This window comes from Fibrisoma limi BUZ 3 (assembly GCF_000296815.2).
Classification (GTDB): domain Bacteria; phylum Bacteroidota; class Bacteroidia; order Cytophagales; family Spirosomataceae; genus Fibrisoma; species Fibrisoma limi.
The window spans coordinates 271,963-295,512 of record NZ_CAIT01000006.1; the positions used below are offsets into that span (position 1 = coordinate 271,963).

Genomic DNA, 23,550 nt, shown 5'->3' on the forward strand with positions numbered 1-23,550 from the left:
TCCTTATTATTGGCACCAGTTCTTGTGAATCCGGCGACGACTTACAACTTATCTGACAGAGAATTTAATCTGTCTTCCTGGTTGCAAAGATCAACTGGTCGGGTTAATGTGCAATTAATTGCTGATTAAGTACAGATTAATATGATTTGTTCGTATAGGCTGGCCCATCAGTCACGGCTTTGATGGACTTTTTGATTTGAGTACCGAATCACCGATTGAGCTTATTTGGCCGGACTGTAGCTGAAACCAACGTAGAAGCCGTTGCTGTCGTGGCCGGGATTACGTTCCTGCCCCGGGTGGTTGCCGTTTGAAATGTGAACGTGGCGGACGCCCGCCATAATCGCCGTTCGGGTAGTTAGGTTCAGCTCGATACCCAGACCGTATGTAGGCGATCCGTTCAGGCGCGTGCCCGTGCGGGGTTCGGAAAAGACGCCGTAGCCCGTAGTCGGTTGCGGAAACGGTTCGCTAAAAAGAATCAACCCCGCCCCTGAATCGAGGTACAGCCGAAAATGGGCGTGATTGACGGGGTAAAAGCGGAAAAATGGGCGCAAGCCGATGCCCCAGGTGTTGTTGAACGCGTCGCTCGGGTGGTACACATTGGTCTCTACGCCAATCGACAGCCACCGCCTGATATGAAACAACAGCCCGGCGTTTGCCTGGTACATCGTGGTGTAAGGCAGATAATACCCCCAGGATGTACCACCTTCACCAAATACTGAAATACGGTGGAGGAGACTGCTGTCTTTTCTGGTTAATAATAAACCAACCAGAGCTACTCCGGCCGGTATGATAAGACCATTGGCGGTGTGCAGCTTGACTGGTTCAAAACCCAGTGGATTCTGGTACCATTTGGTGAACGGCGGAAAGGTAAGTCCCTGACCCGCTGTGGAAAAGCAGAAAGCACTCCATAGTAATAGCGTACAGACAAGCGTTCGGTGTCTCATAAGGAAAATGCCAGGTTCATTTCGGTTAGGGAATGACGACGGTTCGGCGGGAAACGGTGTGGGCGCTGAAATACCCCAACGCCCCACCGCTGATGTTGCCCGGCGGGTTCGTAGGAGAGACTCCCTGATTGATGTTGTCACCCTGAAGCTGGGCTAATCCGTTAAAGTACTCGAATACAGCTTTTTCGATGCACTGCATGTCGACGATCATCGTATCGCCCGCCTGAATGGTAATGTTTTCGTCCCGGATGGTTTGAACCACGCGGTTGCCGTTGGTAAAGGCATCGGAGCGAACAAAAAACGTACGGGAAGCCAAGCCATTCTGGTAGTTGACAAACCGGTAATAGTTGCCGGGCGTAGCAGGGTCCCAATAAGTAGCTACCGTCCGAATGGACGTTCCATTCAGCCGATTGTCGGTGGTGTAGCTTACCTGGTCCAGTTCCACCCGGGACGGCATGGTGGCCAGCGCCGAGTAGGATTTTTCGCCAATGATTACCGTCAACTGATAGCGGTGCCCAGGCACACCAGTCAGTTTCGTGATGGGGTATACGCCCGGAAATGACTGGGTCAGCGTGTCGGCCAAGCCCGTCGTCAGATCCCGTACGACGACCTGTGCATTGGTGATGGGCGGGAATTCATTGGCATAATCGAAGTCCACCGACTGCGTAATACGTACCTCGTTCATACTGTCGCGGTCAGTAATCCGCCCTTCAATCACCACGGCGGGGTTAGACCGGTTTAAATCCAACTGGATCACATCTACACAGGAGGTCAGGCTCGTCAGCAGCCCGAGGAGAATGCTATAGCGAAGCATACGGATCAGAATCTAAAGTTATAGGTGATGGATGGAACCATTTTAAAGAGCGTAATGCGTTGAATCTCCGTCTTACTGGGGTCGTCATCGTCCTGTTCGAAATTGATGGCGTAGGGATTGGCCCGGCCATACGCATTGTAAAGCCCGAAGGCCAGGTCGGATTCGAAGTTTTTCTTCCTGGCAAACTGGACCGTAGCGCCCAGGTCCAGCCGGTGGTAGGCCGGCATCCGGTAGCCATTCCGTTCGGTATAGTTGAACACCACGGCGTTATCAATGCGGTATTTGCCGGTCGGAAAACTGACCGCGTTGCCGGTGTTGTACACGAACGTAGCCGACAGGGTCCACCGCTTCGAGAGTTGGTAGACGCCAACGACCGATACGTCGTGCGTACGGTCCTGCCGGGCTGCATACCACCGGCCGTTGTTGATCCCCTCAATTTGTTTTTCGGTTCGGGAAAGGGTATAGCCGATCCAGCCCGTTAAGGCACCCGTTTTCTTACGTAGCAGCAGTTCCAGTCCGTACGCCCGCCCTTTGCCAAAAAGCAACTGCGTTTCAAGGGCATCGGTGAACTGAAAATCAGCCCCGTTCTTGTAGTCGATCTGATTCTGGAGGGCTTTGTAATACGCTTCTGCGCTGAATTCAAACCGGTTATCGCTGAAGTTTCGGAAGAAACCCAGGGCAACCTGATCGGCTACTTCGGGTCGGATGATGTTGCTACTTTGCAACCAGCGGTCGTTGGGGGTCGACGTGCCCGAGTTAGAGATCAGGTGCAGATTCTGCACGTTGCGGGTGTAAGAAGCCTTGATCGACGTGTTGTCGTTGAGCACATAAGCCGCCGAAAGTCGTGGCTCGGGATTGACGTAGTGGGTCACGATCTGCCCCGTCGCATAGGACAGCGTATCTACAATGTTTTTATTGGCGTCCAGCGTGTAGTAATCGCTGCCGCCCAGCACGGCGAAGGAGGTTAATCGCAGGCCATATTCAACCGAAAACGTCGGCGATAACTGCCATTTATCGCTGATAAATACGGCGCTCTCCACCGAATACCGGCTCTTTTCCTGCGAGTTATTGACACTCGACGACTCGCTGGTGGCCGTGCGGTTGCGGGGCGTCAGGGTGTGATGGATCACGTTGGCCCCGAACCGCAGGGCGTGGGCTGGATTTGGAAAATAGCTGAACTCCTGCTTGAGGTTGTAATCCCGAATGGATGATGTTAGGCTGAAATCATTGCTGCCATTCTGAATGCCCACCTGGTAGTCGTACTGGCTGTAAATCAATGACGTATTGCTGAATAGTTTTTCGTTGAACAGGTGGTTCCAGCGCAGCGTACCCGTTGCATTGCCCCAGTCGATGTTGAACAGATCGCCCAGACCGAACCTGTCGCGCCCGAAGTAACCCGACGCAAACAGCCGGTCTTTCGTGGAAAGCGTGTAGTTCAGTTTGGCATTCAGATCGTAGAAGTAGAGCGTATTCCGGTTGATGTCCGGATCGTTCGACAGCTTCAGAAACGCATCGGCGTACGTCCGGCGGCCCGTGATCAGAAACGAACTTTTGTCTTTTTTCAGCGGTCCCTCAGCATACAGCCGGGATGAAATCAGGCCGATACCGCCCCCGGCATGGAACGTCTGATTATTGCCGTCGTTCATTTTTACGTCCAGCACCGACGACAACCGCCCACCGTATTGCGCGGGCATACCCCCCTTGTAGATGGACAAATCCTTGATGGCGTCGGCGTTGAAGGTGGAGAAGAAACCCAGCAGGTGCGACGCGTTATACACCGGCGCTTCATCGAGCAAGATCAGGTTCTGATCGCTGTTACCCCCACGGACGTGGAAGCCACTGTTGCCCTCTCCGGCCGATTTGATACCCGGCAGTAACTGGAGTACTTTCAGCGGATCACGCTCACCCAGCAGGACCGGAATCTGTTTGATGGACGACATGTTCAGCCGTTCGACACCCATGGTGGGGTTTATGATGTTCTCATTGCTGGCCTGGCTGCGGACGGATACCTCCTGTAATTGCGTAGCCGACTCCGTCAGCGAAAAATCGAGGTGGGTGCCGGAGGTCAGGCTAACCGTTTTCGTAACGGGCTGAAAGCTGACCAGACTCACCTGAAGCGTATACGTACCTTCGGGCAGGGTCAGCGAGTAAAAGCCGTATTCGTTGCTGATCGTACCAATAGTGGGCTGCTGTTGCACGCGTATCGTAGCCCCGATGAGCACCTCACCCGATTGAGCGTCTTTCACCGAACCACTCAGGGTGTATCGGGCCTGACCCAGAGCGAGTGTGGTTGTGAGCAGAAAGCCACAGAAAAGGAGTAATCGTTTGCCGGAAACCATAACGTGGGACTTGATTATGGTCCAAAGAGAAGGCATCGTTAACAGCTTGCCTACGGTTTCCGGCGCTAAACGGACAAATTCAGTGGCGAGCCGTTCAGGCGTCATCGTCAACGGATTGGCTTGCGCAGAAGGGCAGGGTGGTTATTTACGGGTCGGGCGGAACAAGTCGATGATTCCGCCGAACAGGAGTTTAAATGGGTTGGAGCCGTTATACGATCCGTCGACCCCGTAGCGTACTTTCTCCCCTTCCGGTTGATACGTACCCATCATCCGGTCCCAGATCAGCAGAAAGCCACCCATGTTTTTATCAACGTACTGCTTGTTACTGCCGTGATGGACCCGGTGAGCGGCCGGGGTGTTGATGATACCTTCCAGAAAGCCCAGCTTGCCGATGGCTTCCGTGTGGAGGAAAAACTGGTAGAAGATATTCAGGAACACGCACGAAACAACCATCGAGGGGCTGAAGCCGATCAGTACGCAGGGCACGAAAAAGAACACGTTAAACAGGGCGTACAGCCAGTTCAGGCGGTAGCTGGTCGTCAGATTCATGCGTTCGGCGGAGTGGTGGGTGATGTGAAAGGCCCAGAAAAAGGAAAGTTTGTGGGATGCGTAGTGAAACCAGAAATACATGAAGTCAACCACCAGAAAGCAGGCTACCCAGGTCCAGCCGGTTTTGGGGAGGTGGATCGGGGCCAGTCCGTAGAAGAAATCAAGCATAAATAACTGATACCCCAGCGTCACAAACTTGCGGGTAAATTGATACCCGGCCAGCAAAAACAGATTGGAGAGGGCTTCCCGGATTTCATACACCTTTTTATCTGCCACCCAGTTCCAGATCATCTCCGCTACAACGGCGAGCACAAACAGGACTAGAAAAATGAGTCGATAACTGCCGAAGTGTTCGTTCAAAATCATGGCAACATCAGGTTAGCGTAAAACAATCAGGTAAACTGTTTACGCTAAGCAAGCTTCGTCGGCCATGTCAGTCAAGCCCTATCGGTTCGGAGCGGACAGATTCGAACCCGAGGCTGGTCGGCAGGCATCTGAGGTGTCAGGAACCCACGACGGCTAGCTTTGCCGTTTAGTACGGCAGCGGCCACCCGTAAAATCCGTCACCTGGCAGTCTACGATGCATCATTAACTCAACAAATGGCATGAAAGAGGAACACGGTTCGCCGTTTTGGCTTTGTTCACAGTTTATAAATAACCGTTAAGAATAAAGCCTATATGTAGTTCATAATTCACTTAGCAACCGCCTTTGCGAGGGGCACGTTTGTAAATTAGTTTACTGTCTCGTTCTACATAGTCAAGCGATATTATTGGATAGGAATACTTGGGCGCATGCAATACGGCATGACTTCTAATAATTACGTTGTCGCCAACTTTCAGGCCAGGCAATTGCTGCAATTCACTAAATTTTCCCGGCCCATAACCAAGAATATAATCGTCGCCATCAATCCTGACCATCACTCCGTAACCTAACCGTGAGCCTGACGGAAGAGAAAGGGAGGTTACAACAGCCTCCATATTGGTAAAAGCACGTATATGCTTCCTTATTTTAGCTTCACTGGCATATACTTTTTTACCTTCGGGAGACGCTTCCCATTTTTTGTACTTTATGCCATCAGGGGTAGCCTCCCATCTTTTCAAGGCAGCTTTCCTTTCAGCAGCAGAGAGTGGCTTTGCCGTTGACGTTTTAGAGGCTTCGTTTTTACTTTCACGATTAGCCAATACTAGTCCGCTTACCACTACCAGGGTTACGGTCAGCGCATAAATGATGTTTTTCATGTTTTTGTCTGTTTACTTACCATCGATTTGTCGCCTGATAAATCAGATCCGGCCAAGGCATTCTTCTGTTTTTCAGGGACTTCATCAAAGCTAAAAGTTTCTATCCTGTCGTCTGTCAATGACCTGTAAAAGAATGGTAACGAAATGTAAAAGTTGCCGGCACAGGCCGACCTGCGCCGAAGCGGCAGCTTTTACATACTGCTATGGATTTTGGCCTCTATGTAGTTGGTTATACTGTACAGTATTGTTGCTCAGACAACTGTCTTAGCAAAACGTTCCTTCTTCGAGGCAGTCGAAAACGGATAGTTGTTAGGCCGTTGGATTAATAAAGTAAAATGCTGGCAAATACATTAGCACACGTATTCAACCAACTCACGACTTGCTGCACCTCTTCAAAAAAGAATAAAGATCATGACTAGTCTATCAAACCTATCCTGCTTATTATTACTCCTTTGCGTTACGTTGTTGGCCGCTGCTGGGTCAAATTCGCTTGCTCAGAGCGGACTTAACGGCGGTAAACCCATAATTACCTATAATACGTATGGCCCTTTACCGATTATTAAGACACAGGCCCCCCATCATTTCCAGGTGGGGAAGACAAGCTCAATGCCTTTGTCCTTACTCAACTCGAGGCAGCGGAAACGCCAATTAAGATAGGTCGAAAAACCTGGTTGACAGCTACCCTTGATGGAACAGGTAAAGTCATTGAATTAGTCCCAACGTATGATGCTGATCCAACCTTAAAAAAAGAAGTTGCTCAAGTGGGTACCTCGATGCCTCGCTGGAAGGCAGGCACGATTAATGGCCAAGGCGTAGAGACAAAGTTCCAGTTTCTCCTTCGGCGATAACCCGAATGAATTGCTCCAGTTGCCTATTCTCACTACATCTTCCTTCTCGAAGACCAAATTGCCGTGAAGAAGGAGTACTTACGGCTATCTCAATTTGGCTCCGGTAACCTCAAAAGGAAGGGGACTTAGGTTCATGAGTTCTAACTCGGGCCAAGTCAGCAAATACCCGCTTACAGAGATGGCCAGACCGTTACGCTTAAACTCATCGGGCAGGTTACAGGCACTCCAGGCGACTCCGTTACTGGCCACCAGCTGATAACCAGTAGCCAGGCCGCCCGACGCTTGAACGGTGACAGCCGCATCGGTTATTCGCTCAGAGCGGATTGCTTTTACACTCGGATAGCAGCTTGAAGCCACCGAAGGAACCTCATCCTGCTGGCAGCTTACCAGCCAAGTGATCATACAGATCAGCGTTAGAAAGGATCGCATAATTTCCTGTTTAGTAACAGGACACTGAGTTACCAAAAAGGGTTGGAAACGACTGTATCGCTAAAAGGCTCATCTCTAAGACGAAGCGGTTTCTTCTCCCTTTACATGGCATTCATTGGGCTAGTGCTTTGACACTAGTTTAGCCCGTAAGGAGCAGGCGCGGTCGAATCGGTCACCGTTAAGTCTGTCTGGTCATTTTATAACGACAGAATGTCCCTTGCTACAACCCATAAATCATTGTCGAATTGATGCCCACCCTTGGGTATGCTGTGAAGGGTTGCCTGGGGCAGATGCTGTGCATAAAGGGCGAGATTGTTGAAGGATACCTCTTCGTCATCCTGAGCGTGGTAGAGGAAAATCGGCACATGCTTGGGCAACTTACTGGCAAAATCGTCGTGCAGTTTAAGCCCTTGTTTCCAATCCTCGTCACCGCTCCAGAATGGAGTAGCAAGCAGAAAAGCGCCAATTACCCGCTGAGGAGGCTGACTTTCCGATAGGTATTTCAGCAGCATTGAAGCGCCCAGCGAATGGCCAACCAGAATAATTTCGTCTTTAATCAATGAAACTTGTTGACCGATTTGCTTTTGCCGCCCAAAATCGGGTTCTGGCTCATCAGCCAGGAGGGGATAATGAACGACAAATGCATCCCCTAAGCCTGCTTGCAGAGAAGCAACGAGTTTAGCATCAGCTGTATAATCTTCTCGTCCTCCTCCACCTTGTATGAAGAGCACATGCCTGGTTATAATCATAGACATGATGGTATTAGCAACAACAAAGGACACCACTAGATGGTAGATCGGCCCCACTTTTATTCACTGTGTTCGTCTTTAAGCCCTTTTAACAAGGCATAGATAGCCATTGCATGCCCATGACCAAGGGAAAAATCCTCTGCCAGCCATTTAGTAATATCACCCGCTTTCACGTCTGTTTTCAGGACTCCTTCCGTAATAAAACCCTTCTCCTTGGCAAGCTGGCGGAAATCCTGAGGTTCTTTGCCTGTTTTTGCTTTGATGCTTTTCAGATAGCCTTGAAATGACATAGTTGACCTCAATTGGGTTGGAGTTACTAAGTAGTTATCGATTACTAAAGGCAAATTTATTGGGTTTGTAGGGGCCTCATAGGGTTAAATACGTCCTTTTTAGGGCGATTTACGACAAAATGGCGTGTATAGGAGTAGGGGAGGTTAGGCTAGAACACTTCGTATAAGCTAGTCAATAGCAAGCTACTTCCCCCGGCAGGTTACAAATGAGCCAGTACAACAAAAATACTCGTCCAATCTCACCGAACGCTCCCATTTGAGACGAAGCAGCTTCTTCTCTCTTTTGTAAACCTATTTCAGTGACATACGCCCAATCATAAATGGGCGAATGGTTGATCTACATCAACCATTTTAGTTATCATACCTCAACTAATCACCGCTTTAGATCATCGTACGTTTGTTGAAAAATAAGGCCTGAAGTAGGGTCTTAATCTTAGTTAATCATAACCGCGATGAGTTACACCATTGGCATTATTGGTTCGGGAAACATTGGCCGTGGGCTGGCCACACACCTGGCTAAAACCCAGTATAAACTTTTACTTACCAATCGCCGGGGCGCTGAGTCGCTCACTGACCTGGTCGTTTCTATCGGCGGGTCGTTAAGGGCTGCCGACTTGGCAGAAACCATTCATCAGGCGGATGTCCTGTTTCTGGCTTTGCCCTGGAGCCAATTGGAAGGCTTGGCCCAGGCGATGGCCCCCTATAGGGGCAAGATCCTGGTGGATGCCACCAACAATGTTGTATCGATGAGTCCTTTTCAACTGGCCGACATAGGGGGCAAAACAACGGGCGAGTATGTGGCCGATCTGTTTCCCCACCAGCGTCTGGTCAAAGCCTTTAACACACTGGGAGCGGCCACGCTGGCCTTACCTCCCCAGAACGACACTGGAAATCGGGTGATTGTGCTTAGTGGGGATGACACGGAGGCCAAAAAAGTAGTGGCCGACCTGGCCCAGTCCATGGGTTTTGCTCCGATTGATCTGGGGACATTGGCAGAAGGAGGAAAATTGCAGGATATGGGCAATGCCTTTTCCGGTATTGAACTGATCAAAGTAAGTAAATAAGCGGGAAAGGGCGTGGTAAACCCCGTTTAGTCCGGCTCTACCCGTAAACAACCGTATCGCAACTGGTTAAAACGTCGACAAATGAACCAAGGTATTCAGGAGCGTCCTTTTAAGGCCGAACAAGACCCCCAGATTTTTTCCGAAATCAGAGCTTTTTTACAGGCTCTCAATGCCGGTGATGGCAAACCCATTGAAGAACTTAACCCCGCCGAGGCCCGGCAGGTTTTAATCGGGGCTCAAGAGTCAGTACCGGTTGACTATTCGGGCATTGACGAAACCCAAAAAACGATTTCGCAAAACGGTTATGAGCTCACCATCCATATCACCAAACCTGAACATACTAAAGAAGGTGCGCCGGTTTTCCTCTTTATTCACGGAGGAGGCTGGGTGTTGGGTGATTATCCGACGCACCGACGCCTGGTGCGGGATTTGGTCATTCATAGTGGAGCCGTAGCCGTATTCCCCGATTATACCCCTTCGCCTGAAGCGCAATATCCAACCGCCATCAACCAGATTTATGCCGTCCTGCAATGGGTGGCCGAGAACGGTCAGGTAATTGGGGTAGATGGACGTAACCTGGCGGTTGTGGGTAACAGTGTAGGCGGTAACATGGCCGCTGTCATGGCACTCATGGCTAAAGCCAATAACGGGCCCACCATCAAATTACAGGTATTGCTGTGGCCGGTTACGGATGCCAGCTTCGAGACCGAATCCTACGGGCTTTTTGCCAAGGACCGGTTTCTGACCCGGAACATGATGATCTGGTTCTGGGATAATTATTTGCCCGATGAAGCCAAGCGGAAAGACCTTTATGCTTCTCCGCTACAGGCTTCTCAAGAGCAGTTGACAGGCTTGCCACCCGCCTTGATCCAAACCGCGGAGAATGACGTATTACGTGATGAGGGGGAAGCCTATGCGCGCAAGTTGAACGAAGCGGGGGTGCCGGTAACGCTTACCCGCTACAGTGGCCTGATCCACGATTACGGGTTGCTTAACCCCCTTGCAACTGTACCGGCGGTGCAAACGGCCTTACTTCAGGCGGCTGCCCTCATCAAAAAAACACTACAATAAGCGTTTCTCCTACCGCAATCATTCATCCACCTATGTCGCGTGCGGGCCAGCACAGACGTCTGTGCTGGCCCACCTTCAACCGTTTATCCTATCATCCTATGGATGCCCAACTGATTCAGACCCTGCAAGCTACCCACATTGCCGCCTGGAATGAGAAAGATCGCACGAAGCGCGCTACGCTGCTCCAAAGCATCTATGCCGATACGATAACTATGTACGACAAGGAACTCGTCCTGCACGGTATAGAAGCGGTTTCGGACTTTATCGAAAAACTACAACGCGAAGATCCTGCTTTTCAATTCTCAGCAGCCAAACCAATTGAATCTGTTCAAAACGGCGTTCGGTTATACGGCCATATCGATACTGCACAGGGCAGGCTCAACAGCATGGACTTTTTCGTAATGGATGAGGGCAAAGTGCTTCACCTATACGCCTTTATCGATATTCCCTAAGCGGGGTTACGGTGGGGTGCTATCGAGTTGATTGTGTACCGCGGTCTATCAGGGCTTTTCCGGACGAAAGGATGGCGATTCGATTCGTTAATGGCTTGGCTATCTCTGTCTGGAATTACGTTATCTCGATTCTTTTTTAGCCGATTGATGGCGAATCCGACTGAGTGTTTCTTTGGTGATGCCTAAATACGAAGCAATCAGATGCTGAGGGAACCGCTGTAGAAAGAGGGGATATTGTTTCATCAGTTCTTCGTAGCGGTATTCAGCCGGATAATTTTTCGATGCCAGTAAGCGCTGCTGAGCTGCCATATGATTGTTATCATCTAGCTTGATTCGCATATCCCGAAAAGCGGGGATGCTGTTCACCCGGTCATAGTAGCCATTGGCCTTGGGCAGAAGCAATAAATGGGTATCTTCCCAGGCATCAATATTGTAAATGGATGGCGTTCCTTTGTGGAAGCTCTCCCGGTCGGCGGTCCACCAGTTTTCTAAACACAAGTTCAGCACCTGCACATCTCCCTTTTCATCGATAGTATATTGACGTGTAGCGCCTTTCACAATAAAGGCAATATATTGGCACACCTCCCCTTCCTGCAAGAGAAACTGTCTTTTTCGTAGCTTTTTAACAAGAAACGCTTCGTGGAGCAGGCTAATATCGTTCTGGGAAAGGGGGCTGGAAGACCGTTCCTGGATATACTGTAGAAGGGAATCGAGCATGAATACAGCATTTTAACAATCAGCCCACAAAGCTAGTGAGCTGAACCAACCGTTCCAACAGAGTAGCATTGTGGATGCGATGGCAGGTAAACTAGTTTTGACGAAGTGGAAAACTGGAAAACGCAAAGCTGATCTTTTAGCAAAAAGACTATGAAAGCACCTCGATCCAGGAGAGGGTGACGGAAATACGTATTAGTCGGCGCAGCCTCTACAACACTGTTACTAACAAACATACTTGTTTCTGCGCTGCTTAAGCCATTACTGTAATAAGACTACCGGAAACCTGTGGCCATCGGTTAGTGGCCGCGCACAGTCACGGTCAAAAATTTCCAGGCTGGCGTTGACGCTGTTTGTTGCGCGCGGATGCCAATACCAGGCGAGCCCTTAGACGACTGCGGAGGACGGATAAGACTAGTTGGGTACCTGGCAAACCAGTAGAGTTCCGTCAAAATGTGTCAGGTCTACCCACTTTTGTGTTCGTCCAGATCTGTCTTCCTACGCCAACTTTGCCTCATCAATAGTAACCCCGCAGAAAGATGAGCAAAACCATTTTAATTACCGGTGCATCCCGAGGATTTGGCCAGCTGTGGACCAAAGCATTTCTCTAACAAGGCTACCAGGTAGCTGCCACCGCCCGAAACCTGGCCAGCTTGGAGGAACTGAAAGCCGAGTTTGGGCCTCAACTGCTGACCATTCAACTGGATGTGACCGACCGAGAAGCGGCTATCCGGGCCGTCGGGCAAGCCCACCAGCAGTTTGGCCACTTGGACGTATTGATCAACAACGCGGGGTATGGCCTCTTTGGCAGCGTCGAAGAAACCAGTGAGCAACAGGCGCGTGACCTGATGGAAACCAACTTTTTTGGCTTGCTCTGGCTGACCCAGGCCGTGCTGCCGATCATGCGTGAGCAAGGCGGTGGACATCTCATTCAGGTATCGAGTGTGCTGGGGCTGATTACCTGGCCCAATGTGGGGCTTTACAATGCCTCCAAATTCGCCGTTGAAGGCCTGAGCGAAACGTTAGCGTCGGAAGTAACCGACTTTGGCATTCATGTTAGTCTGGTGGAGCCAGCCCCCTATGCCACCGACTATGCCGGCTCCTCGGCCGTACGTACCCAACCGCTGCCCGCTTATGAGCCCTTAAAGGCGCGATTGCAGGCTGGTTATGCCGACCTCTCAGTGGGCCAGCCCGAAGCTACCACCGCAGCCATCCTCCAGCTCATCGAGAGCCAACAGCCCCCGCTGCGGCTGCTGCTGGGTAAGCTGGCCTATCCTTTGATTAAACAAGGGTACACCAATCGGTTTGCTGAGTGGGACGCCTGGCAAGAGGTCGCTACGACCGCCCATGGCATTTAACCAACGAAACAGGGTAAATCTACACCGTTTTTAGGTGTAGATTTACCCGATCACCAACTCAAAATTCTTTCCCTGACACGTGATCCACTTCAACACCCTGAGCGCTATGCGCCTTGAGCTTGGCCTGACCCCACCCGAGCATCCTCAACTCGCCCTGGAAAGAGGACTGCAAAGCTGCCCCCTGGATGGGCAAGCCTTCACGACCGATTGTTACGGGATCATGTTCAAAAAACTCAGGTCTGGCGTCATGCTGTATGGCCGTACCGCCTATGACCATACCAACGGTACGTTGTCGTTTGTGAAACCCCGGCAACGGATCGAGTTTCGTAATTTGGAGGTTGAGGAAGATAATTTCTTATTGTTTTGGCATGAGGATTACCTCATCGGCCATCCGCTGTACGAAACGATTGGCCAGTGTTCGTACTTTGATTATGAAGTGACCGAAGCGCTGCATCTGTCTCCTCGGGAAGAACAGATCATCTGGGATCTGTTTACCAAGATTGAAACGGAATATTACAGCAATCCCGACGAGTACAGTCGGCTAATTATTCTAACTCACCTAGACTCCCTGCTGACGTATTGTCAACGCTTTTACAAACGTCAGTTTATCAATCGCGCCCAACTCTCGGGCAAAATGGTATCAAAGTTCAACCAGGTTTTAGAGCGCTATTTCAGAGCGGGGTCCCTACAAACGCATGGACTACCCACGGTTACTGAACTGGCCGCTCAGCTGAATGTATCTTCCCGCTACCTGAGCGATCTGCTCAAGCAGGAAACGGGCAAAACGGCCATCGAGCTCATTCACATTGAACTCATCAACGAAGCCAAAAAACAGCTTAAGCAAAGCGAGCGGAGTATTTCTCAAATTGCCTATTCATTGGGATTTGATAATCCATCTTATTTTTCGAGACTTTTCAAAAAAGAAGTTGGGCTTAGTCCGCTGCTTTTCAAAAAGCAAGTGCTCAACTAGGCTAGCTAAGGGGCATATTGTTTACTTCCGTTTCATAAAACCCTCTCGTGCAAGACGAATGAGCCTTTATGCATCGGCTCCTTAGTTGGGGGGCGTTTTAAGAAACAGCTACACACCATTCATTAAATCTCTTTATTTCTTAAAGTCGGTAATGGTCTTTCCATCATACCGATACACACCACCTGAGCCGAACCAGATACTACCATCAGTAGCCTCTAAAATCCCAAAAAGCATGCCTTTCGTATCGTCAGATTCTGGATCAACTTCGGTTACCGTGGGATTTTTATTGGACAACGTAGTGCCATCATACCGGAAAAGTGACCAACCCCAGTTCGTTTCTGAACTCGTCCAGATGTTGCCTTTTTTATCTTCGTAAACATACGAAACCCCACGCTCTGTGAAATTGGTAAAGGTATGGCCGTCATAGCGCCAAAGACCATACTGGCCCCCCAGCCAGACATGGCCTTGTTTATCTTCGATGATCGTACGAATATTTCGAAACGGGGTGCCGTTATGGGTTAAAACGGAAACTGTTTTTCCATCATAAACACAGGCATTGCCCCTGGTGGCAAACCAGAATTTCCCTGTTTTATCTTCAATGATTGAATTAACCTCATTATGGTCATCAAGAAAGAGTCGCTCTTCCGTTGTAAAATTCAGTCCTTCAGTCATCCGGTAATTTCGGAAGGACGTTCCATCATAACGGCTGGCTCCGCTTAACGTGCCGAACCAAATCGTACCGGCTTTATCTTCATAGATATCAGTAACCTGGTTATTGGCAAGCCCCTCTTTGGTGGTAAAGTGTTGAAAGGATTTCCCATCGTAATGATAAACTCCTTCACCAACCGTACTAAACCAAAAATTTCCTTTTCGATCTTCTAACACCGAAAAAAAACGGGCCTTACTTACTTGACTGGTCACATTGGTAAACGTTTTTCCATCATATCGAAAAACACCACCAAAGGTTCCTATCCATATGTTGCCCTTTCGATCTTGCTTGATCGTACGCGTGATGTGACTAGGTCCATAGGCTGTACTAACCATTTTGGGTTCGGACTTGATAGTGTCTTTCGGCTGATCAATTTTGTTTTGTGCTTTACCGGAAAAATCAACAGCAAACAGCAGGACCAATGCATATAGAGGTACGTATTTCATCCCTATTTCGTTTGTGGCCTCATGGGTTCAACAAACCTAATCGTTTGTAAGCTGAGCTTTTGTTAAGGACTTGTTAATGAGAGGAACCCCCCAAATGTATACTGCCTGATCTTACTTAAGACAAGGCCAATTTAGGGAGACGCTCATTACCACAAGCTTCCAGATCAGATGGCCACTGGCAGACCAGCCAGTATAGTTTCGCCACTTACGGTTGTTTTTCGATGAGAATCACATTGACTGAACGTTGTACCCAATGATCCGGCACCTTATTCGGCCCTCAGGATATCGGCGGGGTTAGCGAGCGCGGCCCGGTAGGTGCGCCAGCCAACGGTAGCTCCGCCCACCAACAGCAGCAGAGCCACGCACACACCCAGGGTTTCCAGGCCAATACTGACGCGGTAAGCAAAGTTGTTCAATAGGAGCAGCCCCAGCCCGTAGCCCACCGGCAGGGCAATCAGTGCGGCCAGCCCCAGCAATTTTACAAAATCCCACGAGAGCAAGCCCACCACCTGGGCCACGGTGGCCCCCATCACCTTGCGAATGCCCACTTCTTTGGTGCGCGTTTCGGTCTGGTAGGTCACCACGCCCAGCAGCCCCAGCCCGGCAATCGACAGGGCCAGGCCGATGAGCAGGCTCACCAGGTTCAGCTCCTCGCGGTGCCCATGGCGTTGCTCCAGATAGTCGTCGTACCACTGCCCGCTGAAGGTCTTCTCGTAGGGGTGCAGCCGTTGCCACCGCTGCCGAACCGCAGCCAGCACAGCGGCTTCCTGGCCCGGCACCACCGCCACGTTGAGGTAGCGGAATTGCTCCGGCTGTTGCCGCAACACCAACGGGTATACCGGCTCGCCCAACGTCATAAATTTAAAGTCGCGCAAGATGCCCGCTACCTCCACAACAGTGGTGTCATTAAGCCACAATTGACGGCCGACCATCGAGCGCGCATCCACCGGCCCGCGGCCACTCAGGTTCCGGACCGCCGTTTCGTTGAGCAGTACAAACCGGCCGTTGGGATCGTTGGCCGGCAGGTTGCGCCCCGCCAGCAGGCTCAGTTGCATGGCGGGCACAAACTCGGCGTCGGCGGCAACCAGCGATGCCCGCGACGAGTCGGGGCCGCGCCGTTGCGCTCGGAGCATCACCCAGTCTCCGCCGTAATGGCCCAGCATGGCCGAGGTGGGCGAAACGCGCTCGACGCCCGCCAGACCCGTCAGTTCGTCCTGCAGCCGCTGTAGGGGCACCTCCTGCAGCGGCAGGGTTAGGACTCCCGACCGGCGAAACCCGTAATCGGCTTCGACCATGAACCGCTGCTGGCGGTAGAACGTCAGCAGGAAAATAACCCCAATCAGCGTGATGGTAAACTGGACCACAATCAGCGATTTACGCACCGATAAGCCCCGCAGCACGTTTAGCCCGGTGCGACTCCGCAGTACGACCGCCGGCTCGAAACGGGACAGCACCCGGGCGGGTACCCACCCCGCCAGTAGGCCCGCCCCCAGGGCGAACCCGACGAAGATCGTCCACATCCGTCCGTCCTGCGCAACCCCACCGATAAAATACTTCTGCAAGGTCGCCATGGGCTTAATGACCTGCAGGCCAACCCAGGCCAGTCCCAGGGCCAGCATCGACAGCAGCACCGACTCGGCCATGAACTGCCCCCGTAACTGACTCCCCAACGCACCCATTACCTTGCGGATGCCCACCTCGCGGGCGCGGCCCAGCGAGCGGGCCAGCGTCAGGTTCACGTAGTTAAAAACTGCCAGCAGCAGCGTCAGCAGCCCGATGCCCGACTCAAAGAGCAGGCCATCGAGCTGTGGCTCGTAGGTTGGGAAACCGAGGGTCTCGAAACTGGGCGACAGGGCCGTGAGCGGCTGCGCCCGGAAGGTGTACGCCCGCTCATCGCGGTACGTGGCCCGGCCTGCGTTGAAGGCTCCGTTGCGGACAACGCGCCGGGCCAGACTCGTCAGGGCGGTTTGCAGGGTTTGGGCCGGAGTGCCCGCCTTCAGCAGCACATATGTATACCCCATGCCGTACTGCCGCCAGTCGGCCAGCGGCTGGCGGAAACGTTCCTGCTGGGCCAGTGATACGCACACCAGCGCGTCGAACCGGAGGTGCGATTTGGTGGGCAGTGGGGCCAGCACCCCCACCACCGTAAGCGGCCCGGCCTCGGCATGATCCAGTCGCTGCCCCAGCGGATTGGCCCGGCCAAAGAATCGCTCGGCGGTTTCGTGCGTGAGTACCACCGTGTTGGGAGCCGTAGCCGCCTGACCAGCCGCGAGGGGGTAGCCGAACAGCCGGAAAAACCCGTTGTCGACTGCCTGCGTGAGCACCTTGTCGAAGCGTTTGTGGTGGACGGTAATCTCCCCTTTGAGCCGCACCACGCGGGTTACCTGCTCCACAAAGTCCCACTCGCGCCGGAGCACGTCGGCCAGGGGCAGGGGCGAGGTGGCAAACGCGGCCCGGTTCTGCTGGGCATCCACCGCGTCGGTCAGCACCCGGTAGATGCGGTCGCGGTTGGGGTGAAAGTCATCGTAGTCAAAGGATCCTTTGATTTGGGTCAGCATCACCAGGCACACGAGCATACCGGCGGCCAGCCCAACGATATTGATGACCGAGAACAGGCGGTGTTTCCACCCGTTGCGAACGGCGATTTTGACGTAATTGCGCAGCATGGTCGGATTCATCAGGGGTGGTGAGGGGTAGTTAAGGGTGTAAAAGGAATGGGAGTCATCTGGTCGCTTCGAGAAGAAACTCTTTTGCCGATGGACCAGGCTGGCTACTCGACGCCGTAGGTAGTAAGGTCTAATAACCTTCAGGGCTTCCAGGCCATACCCCCAACGAGCCCGCCGGGGGCCGACCTGGTCAACTCGCTGGGCAAACCGCTCCTGCAGATCCCCCTGTAACTCTTCCAGCAGTTCAGCAGGCGTTAGCCAGCTGAGCAGACGGTCGGCCCATCGGGGCGGACGCCGGGCCGAGTGTCGGTGCTCAGCAGACTCCTGTGGACGGGGTGTTGGGTTGGGTGAAGGCTTGTTCATGGCTTAGGAAAAGAAAGGGGTGGGTAAGGCCTCCCAAAACCCCAGCCGCAGTTGACGCATCTCCCGCAACACTTGCTGACCAGCCGCCGTCAGGGTGAATAACCGTTTGCGCCGTCCGCCCCGGGCTAAGGTAGCTCCGCCTAATTCCGAGGCCACGAGGCCTTTCTCTTCTAACCGATACAAGACCACATGTACCCCTGTCACAGAAGTGGTTCGTTGGGTGCGTTGCTGGAGTTCGTCGGCAATCGTGACGCCATAGGCCCCGGTGGATTGTTGTTCCAGAAGGGCCACGGCGAGTAAGACCAACTCTTCAAATTCCCCCAAGTAGGTTCGACTCATACCAAATGGGCTAAAAAAGGTGTATTTCTTTAATACTTGTTGAACAAATAAAGTGCCAGTTGTGTAACCGGCTAGTTCTCAGTTCTATTGCTTGGGCGATGTTGAGTGCATGTCCGAATTCGTACAAACCGTTGTCCGGAAATAGACCAGCATGGACCGATGATATGACCTCCGATTTGCACATGGGAACATTCTCCTAAAACGCTCCCAAGTGATGCATCACATGAGGTTTGCTACGTCTCACCAGGAAGCGTTGAGTGAGATGATCTTTTAGCGGCTTTGGCGTGATCCGTCTGTTTTTGATAAAATAACCAGTCCAGCAAGCCGGGGGTCTTGATGACTTCCTCCCAAATACCATGAGCAGCGTCGGGGTATTCCGTATAACGTGGCCGTCCCCCTGCTTTCTTGATGGCATTAATCATTTTGCGTGAACCACTGACGGGAACGTTTTTGTCTTTTGCCCCGTGAAACGCCCAAACCGAAACAGCAGTCATATTTTTGGCCTGATCTGGATTTCCTTCGCCACAGACGGGAATAGCAGCCGCAAATAACTCGGGGTGTAGTCCAATCATGTGCCAGGAACCATAGCCACCACGCGATACACCGGTTACGTAACGCCGATGAGGGTCGATCGAATAAGTCTTATCCAGATCGATAATCGCTTCAATGGCCAGTTGTGTCACGGACGGTGTATTGGGAACACCGCCCCAACCCGTATGGGGTGGACACCGGGGTACAAAAACAAAGGCCGGATATTTCCTTCTGTTTTCATCGGTAGCTAACCATTTGGCCATTGGACAGGCATCGATCTGTCGAGTATTATCTGACCAACAGGAATAGGGCAGGCCAACCACCAGGGGATATTTTTTTCGGGGATCGTAGTGGATGGGTTTCAGGAGCCGGTAGTACAGGGTGTCTCCTCGGCTACTGATGTAACTACCCTCGTCAAAGGGTTTTGCCAGTGTACTTGCTCTTAACGATACGTGAGTCTGGTCGTAGTTTTCACCCACTAATCGGAAACTTAACACCAGCGAACAGAGGCTCAGAAGAACCAGGAGTCCCTTTGCCAGGAGTAATCGATTAACTGAAACCGCAATTTCTTTGTCGGGATCAGCATTTTGATACTCATCAGCAAAATTGAAAAGAAGCAGGACCGGTACTATCCGATCAGCAAAGGAGAGCCACCGACGAACGGCGTCTAAAGTGGCATTAAGCGGATACGGTGGCGTGTTGATAAACCAGGCCAAGGTTGCCAGTTGAGCAAGATACAGCGTGAACAGGACAAAACCGGTACGCTTTAACCAGGGCCTGGTTGCTGCTTTGGAAACAAAGAGACTGGTGGCATAAACCAGGTTAATAACAATCCCAATACATACGACCGCATCCGGATGCTTCCCCAAAACTGGATATAGCCTTGCCAGAAATAGATAAAGGAGGGCGCCAAAAGTAGCAAGCGAAACTACTAATCCAGACCAGAAAGCAGCTTGAAACTGTTTGTGGTGATAATAGAGCAGGAGGAGTATCGATGTAAGTAAGGAGATAACGTTTACCACCAGAAACCAGCCTGGAAAAGACGGCAGCATATACACATCAATGCCAAGCTGAAAATGAAGCCAGTTTTGAAATAAGCCAACCGCCAGGGTGAGCCCCAGGCTAACGCAAACACGTTGGTAGAAGCTTTTGGTCATGGTGCCAATGAGTAGCGTATCAGCCGAGAGGATAGTAAAATCAAAAGAGCTGAATCCGTAGACTTTACTGTGGCAACTGACTTCGTTTCTTGGCCGTAAACCCGTTCATTACCGGTTTTCCAGCCAGTGCAGAAAACTGGTTGATTTTTCCCGGCTGACGAACACAGTCTCGGGTTTAACGCCCCGTAGTTTCACGGCCAGCTTCCGGGTGTAGTAGGGTTCGACTTCTTTCACCGCGTCGAAAGCGATGATGTATTGTCGGTTGGCCCGGTAGAACTGGCGCGGGTCGAGTTGTTCCTCAATGACGTCGAGCGTCTGGGTGAGGGGAAGTTTGCGCCCGTCGAAGGTGATGATGAACGAGAGACCATCTTCAATGATAAAATAAGCGATGTCGCGGGTCGGGACGGGAAACAGCTTGCCTTTGAAGGAGACCAGAAAACTGCTTTTTCCGCCCGGTTGAGGGCGGTTGTGCTGTCCAAACCAGCTCAGCAGTTTCTGGGGCCAGTCGCCGAGTTGCTCGCGCAGGAACGTCAGTTTGTCCAGGCTCAGTTTGAGATCGGCTTCCTCCAGGGGTTTCAGCAGGTAGTCGATGCTGTTGACCTTGAACGCCTGGAGCGCGTATTCATCGTAGGCTGTGCAGAATATGACCGGGCTACGTACCTCCACTTCCCGTAGTATCTCAAAACTAACGCCATCGGCCAGTTGAATATCCATGAAGATCAGGTCCGGGGCCGGATGCTGGCGAAGCCACTCTACCGATGTTTCGACACTGTCGAGCAAGGCGAGAATGTGAATGTTGGCATTCAGTTTCTGAAGCATAGCCGCCAGGTCGCGGGCGGCATTGGGTTCGTCTTCAATGATGAGCGTTTTCATAGGGTGGTTCGCAATCAAGCAGGGGTAATAGCACCTGAAACGACTTGTCGGTTTGGTTAACGTCAATCCCTTGCCCACACAGGTAAATGTAGCGGTTATTAAGGCTATGCAGGCCATACTCATTCGAGGGTTCGGGCGTTCGTTTGGGTTGCAGGTTATTTTCTACCCGTAAGTGCCGATCATCGACCTGTTCGATCTGAATACGTAACGGACGGGCGGCCGAGACCACATTGTGTTTTACGGCGTTTTCGACCAGCAACTGCAACGTAGCGGGTGGGATGCGGGTGGTCAAAATAGCCTCCGGCACCGCGACCTGGACGAGCAGGCCGTCGCCGAAGCGGATTTCGAGCAGATACAGGTACGCTTTCAGAAACTGAAGCTCTTCGTCCAGCGTCACCCAGGGCTGCTGTTGCAGCCGGAGCAGGTATCGAAACACGTTGGATAGCTGGATGATGTAAGGCAGGGCTTCCGGTTTATTGGTTTTGACCAGCGTTTTCAGCGTGTTTAACGTATTGAAAAAGAAGTGCGGGTTGATCTGCTGCCGAATGGCCTCCAACTGCGCATTCAGGTTCTCCCGTTTCAGCCGCTCGTTTTCCAGTTGTATCCGCTGCTTTTCGCCCAATAGCTGCATGGTGTACTGAACCAGGAGAATGGCCGTAATGAGCGTGAACGACCGCAGCGGTTGAATCTGAAACAGATAGGGGGCAATATCCTGCCCTGGATTACGCCTGTCCGGTAGCCGGATGGGGAGAATCCATTGATTCGACCATTGGTAGAACATGTACGACACGCCCGACATCACCACAAAGCCAATCAGGTATACCAGGATTACTTTCTGCCACAGGCGCAAACGCTTCCCCAGCCTGTCGGCCAGCCACCAGAGGAACAGACTAAAGATGAAATTGTAGGCAAAGGCGTAGCCGACGTACAGCCATTCCGTTGAGGTAAAAAACACGAGCCGTTGAAAACTGCTGAATAGCCCAGCGATCAGAGCCACCGCCAGCGGAATGGGCAATCGATTCAGATGGATAGTTTTCACGGGTTGTCAGAGTAACGGGAGGCCCGACCGGTTGAAAAATAGGAGAAAGATATTGACGATTTCTACAGAAAGTACCCCAGCCGGACAAACCAGCCCCCGAACCGGACAAGTTAGCCGGCGAATCACCCCAGATGTTTTGTGTAGCCAATTTCAACGTAATAGCTGCTGGTATTGCCTTGAACGAAACCAGGTTAGCCCGGTCGCTGAACGGCTAAGCATCCCTTTTGTCCGCTTCGGTTAAGTCCGGCTGTTACCGGTTGTGCAGCCTCTGCATCTTTGGCCCATCAAAACCAACAACAAAAACGACATGACGAAAATAGGGATGTTAACGGTGCTTTTTTTATGCGGCTGGAGCCTGTGGGGCTGGGCAACCGGTGAAGGGGATCAGATCATCGGCCAGTGGTACAGCGAAGACCGAAATCAGAAATACGAGATTTTTCAATCAGGTACTACGTATTCGGCGAGGCTGATCTGGATGGCTGAACCCAACCACCCGGATGGAAGCCCCAAACTGGACGAGAACAACCCCGACCCGGCCAAACGTCGGCAACCGCTGGTCGGGATGACGGTTTTCTGGGGCCTAACGTACCGAAATGGAAGCTGGGTGAACGGGAAAACGTACAGCCCCAAACAGGGCCGAACGGCAGACTGCTCCCTACGGCTCCGGTCAAACAACGAACTGGAACTGACCGGCTCGGTGGGCTTCGTCAAACGGTCTCGAATCTGGAAACGGGCATGAACAGCAACCGACGGCTGCACAGTAACCAGCTACTGGAGAGGTCCGCCGGACAACTTGTTGAACCATGAAAGCAATCCTTCCGCTGCTTACCCTTGCCCTGCTGACTACGTCGCTTCAGGCGCAAGGAATTATTCGGGTAGAAACCACCCCGGCCTGGCATCGATCTGGACCTGTTTGGGAGGTGTACCTGGGTAGCCAATTGCCTCTTCAGAACGTAGCGGGTCTGTCGGTACGGATTCGGCCACGCTGGTCGGTGTTTGGTCAGGTGGGGTTTTCGTCGGCCTGGTACACAAGCCTGTTGCTTCGACAACTGGAAAAACGTCGGCCGGATCAGGCGCAGTCATACCAGTACCTCCGCGCCAACCTGCAATCGGTATCCGGGCTGGGTTTCGGTGGGCGGTGGCACCCCGGCAACTGGCGGCTGAGCGTCTGGCTGCAAACGCTGAACTACAGGGTTGACGGCACAGCATCCGAGCTGGTCAATAATCTGGCTCCGGACGAAGCCGAACGCATTAACGAACGGGTAGAGGACTACCGTACCCGGTTTCCGGTCGTGGGCGATTTCTACGACGAAACCCAACTACAGCCAACGGCCAGTCTGAGCCAACTTGGGTTGAGTTTTGGGCGAGCCTTCCCTGTGCCGCGTGTAAACCGGCTGAGTCTGGCGCTGGATGTAGGGCTGCTGGCGACGGTGGGTGTCAATAGCCGCGTCCGGTCGGAAGGCAGTGGGCTGATCGGGCGGTTCATCGCCAATCAGATAACGCCCACCGTAACCGAGCGGCTTCGCAGGCGCTTCGATGGGCTGCTGGTCCCTACCGTATCGCTCACGCTTTCGTATCGTTTTTGATAAGGTTGTAG

The 23,550-nt window shown here is 52.1% G+C and carries 21 protein-coding genes and 1 pseudogene; 7 read left to right on the top strand and 15 right to left on the bottom strand.

The window, feature by feature from the left end; genetic code table 11:
• Window positions 1-221: 221 nt before the first annotated feature.
• The 8 genes from BN8_RS09095 to BN8_RS09130 all read right to left on the bottom strand — a co-directional run bounded on the left by BN8_RS09095 (window position 222) and on the right by BN8_RS09130 (window position 8,201).
• Window positions 222-944 (bottom strand): acyloxyacyl hydrolase, encoded by a 723-nt coding sequence (locus BN8_RS09095; RefSeq protein WP_009281547.1) that lies wholly within the window; start codon window positions 942-944, stop codon window positions 222-224.
• Window positions 945-969: 25 nt separating this feature from the next.
• Window positions 970-1,758: a DUF4249 family protein gene (locus tag BN8_RS09100; protein ID WP_009281548.1), complete on the bottom strand. Its 789-nt coding sequence runs from the start codon at window positions 1,756-1,758 to the stop codon at window positions 970-972.
• Window positions 1,759-1,763: 5 nt separating this feature from the next.
• The gene (locus BN8_RS09105; RefSeq protein WP_144051631.1) at window positions 1,764-4,097 is read right to left on the bottom strand and encodes a TonB-dependent receptor; all 2,334 of its coding nucleotides are present in this window, start codon (window positions 4,095-4,097) and stop codon (window positions 1,764-1,766) included.
• 141 nt (window positions 4,098-4,238) lie between these two features.
• A complete protein-coding gene (locus BN8_RS09110; protein ID WP_009281550.1) occupies window positions 4,239-5,012 on the bottom strand; it encodes a sterol desaturase family protein in 774 nt (257 codons plus the stop codon).
• Window positions 5,013-5,342: 330 nt separating this feature from the next.
• A complete protein-coding gene (locus BN8_RS09115) occupies window positions 5,343-5,885 on the bottom strand; it encodes a hypothetical protein (RefSeq protein ID WP_040005669.1) in 543 nt (180 codons plus the stop codon).
• Between the two features lie 932 nt (window positions 5,886-6,817).
• Entirely contained in the window at window positions 6,818-7,135 is a 318-nt protein-coding gene (locus tag BN8_RS09120) for a hypothetical protein (RefSeq protein ID WP_040005670.1), read from the bottom strand.
• Between the two features lie 224 nt (window positions 7,136-7,359).
• A complete protein-coding gene (locus BN8_RS09125) occupies window positions 7,360-7,917 on the bottom strand; it encodes an alpha/beta fold hydrolase (RefSeq protein WP_009281553.1) in 558 nt (185 codons plus the stop codon).
• A 53-nt stretch (window positions 7,918-7,970) separates the two neighbouring features.
• Window positions 7,971-8,201, bottom strand: a complete 231-nt coding sequence (locus tag BN8_RS09130; protein WP_009281554.1) for a DUF4287 domain-containing protein — start codon at window positions 8,199-8,201, stop codon at window positions 7,971-7,973.
• A 452-nt stretch (window positions 8,202-8,653) separates the two neighbouring features.
• Here BN8_RS09130 and BN8_RS09135 point away from each other — a divergent pair, with 452 nt between their 5' ends.
• The 3 genes from BN8_RS09135 (at window position 8,654) to BN8_RS09145 (ending at window position 10,788) form a co-directional block, all read left to right on the top strand.
• Complete coding sequence (locus BN8_RS09135; RefSeq protein WP_009281555.1) at window positions 8,654-9,265, top strand: NADPH-dependent F420 reductase; 612 nt, start codon at window positions 8,654-8,656, stop codon at window positions 9,263-9,265.
• Between the two features lie 81 nt (window positions 9,266-9,346).
• Complete coding sequence (locus tag BN8_RS09140; RefSeq protein ID WP_009281556.1) at window positions 9,347-10,336, top strand: alpha/beta hydrolase; 990 nt, start codon at window positions 9,347-9,349, stop codon at window positions 10,334-10,336.
• Window positions 10,337-10,434: 98 nt separating this feature from the next.
• Window positions 10,435-10,788 (top strand): nuclear transport factor 2 family protein, encoded by a 354-nt coding sequence (locus BN8_RS09145; protein WP_040005671.1) that lies wholly within the window; start codon window positions 10,435-10,437, stop codon window positions 10,786-10,788.
• Between the two features lie 120 nt (window positions 10,789-10,908).
• Here BN8_RS09145 and BN8_RS09150 read toward each other — a convergent pair whose 3' ends face one another.
• Entirely contained in the window at window positions 10,909-11,505 is a 597-nt protein-coding gene (locus BN8_RS09150) for a Crp/Fnr family transcriptional regulator (protein WP_009281558.1), read from the bottom strand.
• 620 nt (window positions 11,506-12,125) lie between these two features.
• Here BN8_RS09150 and BN8_RS09155 point away from each other — a divergent pair.
• Window positions 12,126-12,860 (top strand): annotated as a pseudogene (locus BN8_RS09155) (SDR family NAD(P)-dependent oxidoreductase); the annotation flags it as partial.
• 106 nt (window positions 12,861-12,966) lie between these two features.
• On the top strand, window positions 12,967-13,830 hold the full coding sequence (locus tag BN8_RS09160) for a helix-turn-helix domain-containing protein (protein ID WP_009281560.1): 864 nt from the start codon (window positions 12,967-12,969) through the stop codon (window positions 13,828-13,830).
• A gap of 132 nt (window positions 13,831-13,962) precedes the next feature.
• Here BN8_RS09160 and BN8_RS09165 read toward each other — a convergent pair whose 3' ends face one another.
• The 6 genes from BN8_RS09165 to BN8_RS31610 form a co-directional block, all read right to left on the bottom strand.
• Window positions 13,963-14,985, bottom strand: a complete 1,023-nt coding sequence (locus BN8_RS09165; RefSeq protein ID WP_009281561.1) for a ligand-binding sensor domain-containing protein — start codon at window positions 14,983-14,985, stop codon at window positions 13,963-13,965.
• 266 nt (window positions 14,986-15,251) lie between these two features.
• Window positions 15,252-18,014, bottom strand: a complete 2,763-nt coding sequence (locus BN8_RS09170) for an ABC transporter permease (RefSeq protein WP_009281562.1) — start codon at window positions 18,012-18,014, stop codon at window positions 15,252-15,254.
• A gap of 3 nt (window positions 18,015-18,017) precedes the next feature.
• Window positions 18,018-18,353: a PadR family transcriptional regulator gene (locus BN8_RS09175; protein WP_009281563.1), complete on the bottom strand. Its 336-nt coding sequence runs from the start codon at window positions 18,351-18,353 to the stop codon at window positions 18,018-18,020.
• Between the two features lie 233 nt (window positions 18,354-18,586).
• A complete protein-coding gene (locus tag BN8_RS09180; RefSeq protein ID WP_009281564.1) occupies window positions 18,587-20,041 on the bottom strand; it encodes a carboxylesterase family protein in 1,455 nt (484 codons plus the stop codon).
• Window positions 20,042-20,149: 108 nt separating this feature from the next.
• Window positions 20,150-20,914, bottom strand: a complete 765-nt coding sequence (locus BN8_RS09185) for a LytR/AlgR family response regulator transcription factor (protein ID WP_040005673.1) — start codon at window positions 20,912-20,914, stop codon at window positions 20,150-20,152.
• The gene (locus BN8_RS31610; protein ID WP_009281566.1) at window positions 20,895-21,953 is read right to left on the bottom strand and encodes a sensor histidine kinase; all 1,059 of its coding nucleotides are present in this window, start codon (window positions 21,951-21,953) and stop codon (window positions 20,895-20,897) included. Before BN8_RS31610 ends, BN8_RS09185 begins: the two co-directional genes overlap by 20 nt.
• Window positions 21,954-22,260: 307 nt before the next feature.
• Between BN8_RS31610 and BN8_RS09195 the strand changes: the two genes are divergently transcribed.
• Window positions 22,261-22,692 (top strand): DUF2147 domain-containing protein, encoded by a 432-nt coding sequence (locus BN8_RS09195; RefSeq protein WP_009281567.1) that lies wholly within the window; start codon window positions 22,261-22,263, stop codon window positions 22,690-22,692.
• A gap of 64 nt (window positions 22,693-22,756) precedes the next feature.
• A complete protein-coding gene (locus tag BN8_RS09200) occupies window positions 22,757-23,539 on the top strand; it encodes a hypothetical protein (RefSeq protein WP_009281568.1) in 783 nt (260 codons plus the stop codon).
• The last annotated feature ends 11 nt before the right edge of the window (window positions 23,540-23,550 follow it).

Excerpts from the sequence above, each read along its gene's own strand:
- BN8_RS09185 (WP_040005673.1), bottom strand. The coding sequence starts at position 20,914 with ATGAAAACGCTCATCATTGAAGACGAACCCAATGCCGCCCGCGACCTG.
- BN8_RS09200 (WP_009281568.1), top strand. The coding sequence starts at position 22,757 with ATGAAAGCAATCCTTCCGCTGCTTACCCTTGCCCTGCTGACTACGTCG.
- BN8_RS09120 (WP_040005670.1), bottom strand. The coding sequence starts at position 7,135 with ATGATCACTTGGCTGGTAAGCTGCCAGCAGGATGAGGTTCCTTCGGTG.
- BN8_RS09160 (WP_009281560.1), top strand. The coding sequence starts at position 12,967 with ATGCGCCTTGAGCTTGGCCTGACCCCACCCGAGCATCCTCAACTCGCC.
- BN8_RS09140 (WP_009281556.1), top strand. The coding sequence starts at position 9,347 with ATGAACCAAGGTATTCAGGAGCGTCCTTTTAAGGCCGAACAAGACCCC.
- BN8_RS09170 (WP_009281562.1), bottom strand. The coding sequence starts at position 18,014 with ATGAACAAGCCTTCACCCAACCCAACACCCCGTCCACAGGAGTCTGCT.
- BN8_RS09125 (WP_009281553.1), bottom strand. The coding sequence starts at position 7,917 with ATGTCTATGATTATAACCAGGCATGTGCTCTTCATACAAGGTGGAGGA.
- BN8_RS09165 (WP_009281561.1), bottom strand. The coding sequence starts at position 14,985 with ATGAAATACGTACCTCTATATGCATTGGTCCTGCTGTTTGCTGTTGAT.
- BN8_RS09175 (WP_009281563.1), bottom strand. The coding sequence starts at position 18,353 with ATGAGTCGAACCTACTTGGGGGAATTTGAAGAGTTGGTCTTACTCGCC.
- BN8_RS09100 (WP_009281548.1), bottom strand. The coding sequence starts at position 1,758 with ATGCTTCGCTATAGCATTCTCCTCGGGCTGCTGACGAGCCTGACCTCC.
- BN8_RS09095 (WP_009281547.1), bottom strand. The coding sequence starts at position 944 with ATGAGACACCGAACGCTTGTCTGTACGCTATTACTATGGAGTGCTTTC.
- BN8_RS09135 (WP_009281555.1), top strand. The coding sequence starts at position 8,654 with ATGAGTTACACCATTGGCATTATTGGTTCGGGAAACATTGGCCGTGGG.
- BN8_RS09130 (WP_009281554.1), bottom strand. The coding sequence starts at position 8,201 with ATGTCATTTCAAGGCTATCTGAAAAGCATCAAAGCAAAAACAGGCAAA.
- BN8_RS09195 (WP_009281567.1), top strand. The coding sequence starts at position 22,261 with ATGACGAAAATAGGGATGTTAACGGTGCTTTTTTTATGCGGCTGGAGC.
- BN8_RS09105 (WP_144051631.1), bottom strand. The coding sequence starts at position 4,097 with ATGGTTTCCGGCAAACGATTACTCCTTTTCTGTGGCTTTCTGCTCACA.
- BN8_RS09110 (WP_009281550.1), bottom strand. The coding sequence starts at position 5,012 with ATGATTTTGAACGAACACTTCGGCAGTTATCGACTCATTTTTCTAGTC.
- BN8_RS09180 (WP_009281564.1), bottom strand. The coding sequence starts at position 20,041 with ATGACCAAAAGCTTCTACCAACGTGTTTGCGTTAGCCTGGGGCTCACC.
- BN8_RS09115 (WP_040005669.1), bottom strand. The coding sequence starts at position 5,885 with ATGAAAAACATCATTTATGCGCTGACCGTAACCCTGGTAGTGGTAAGC.
- BN8_RS09145 (WP_040005671.1), top strand. The coding sequence starts at position 10,435 with ATGGATGCCCAACTGATTCAGACCCTGCAAGCTACCCACATTGCCGCC.
- BN8_RS09150 (WP_009281558.1), bottom strand. The coding sequence starts at position 11,505 with ATGCTCGATTCCCTTCTACAGTATATCCAGGAACGGTCTTCCAGCCCC.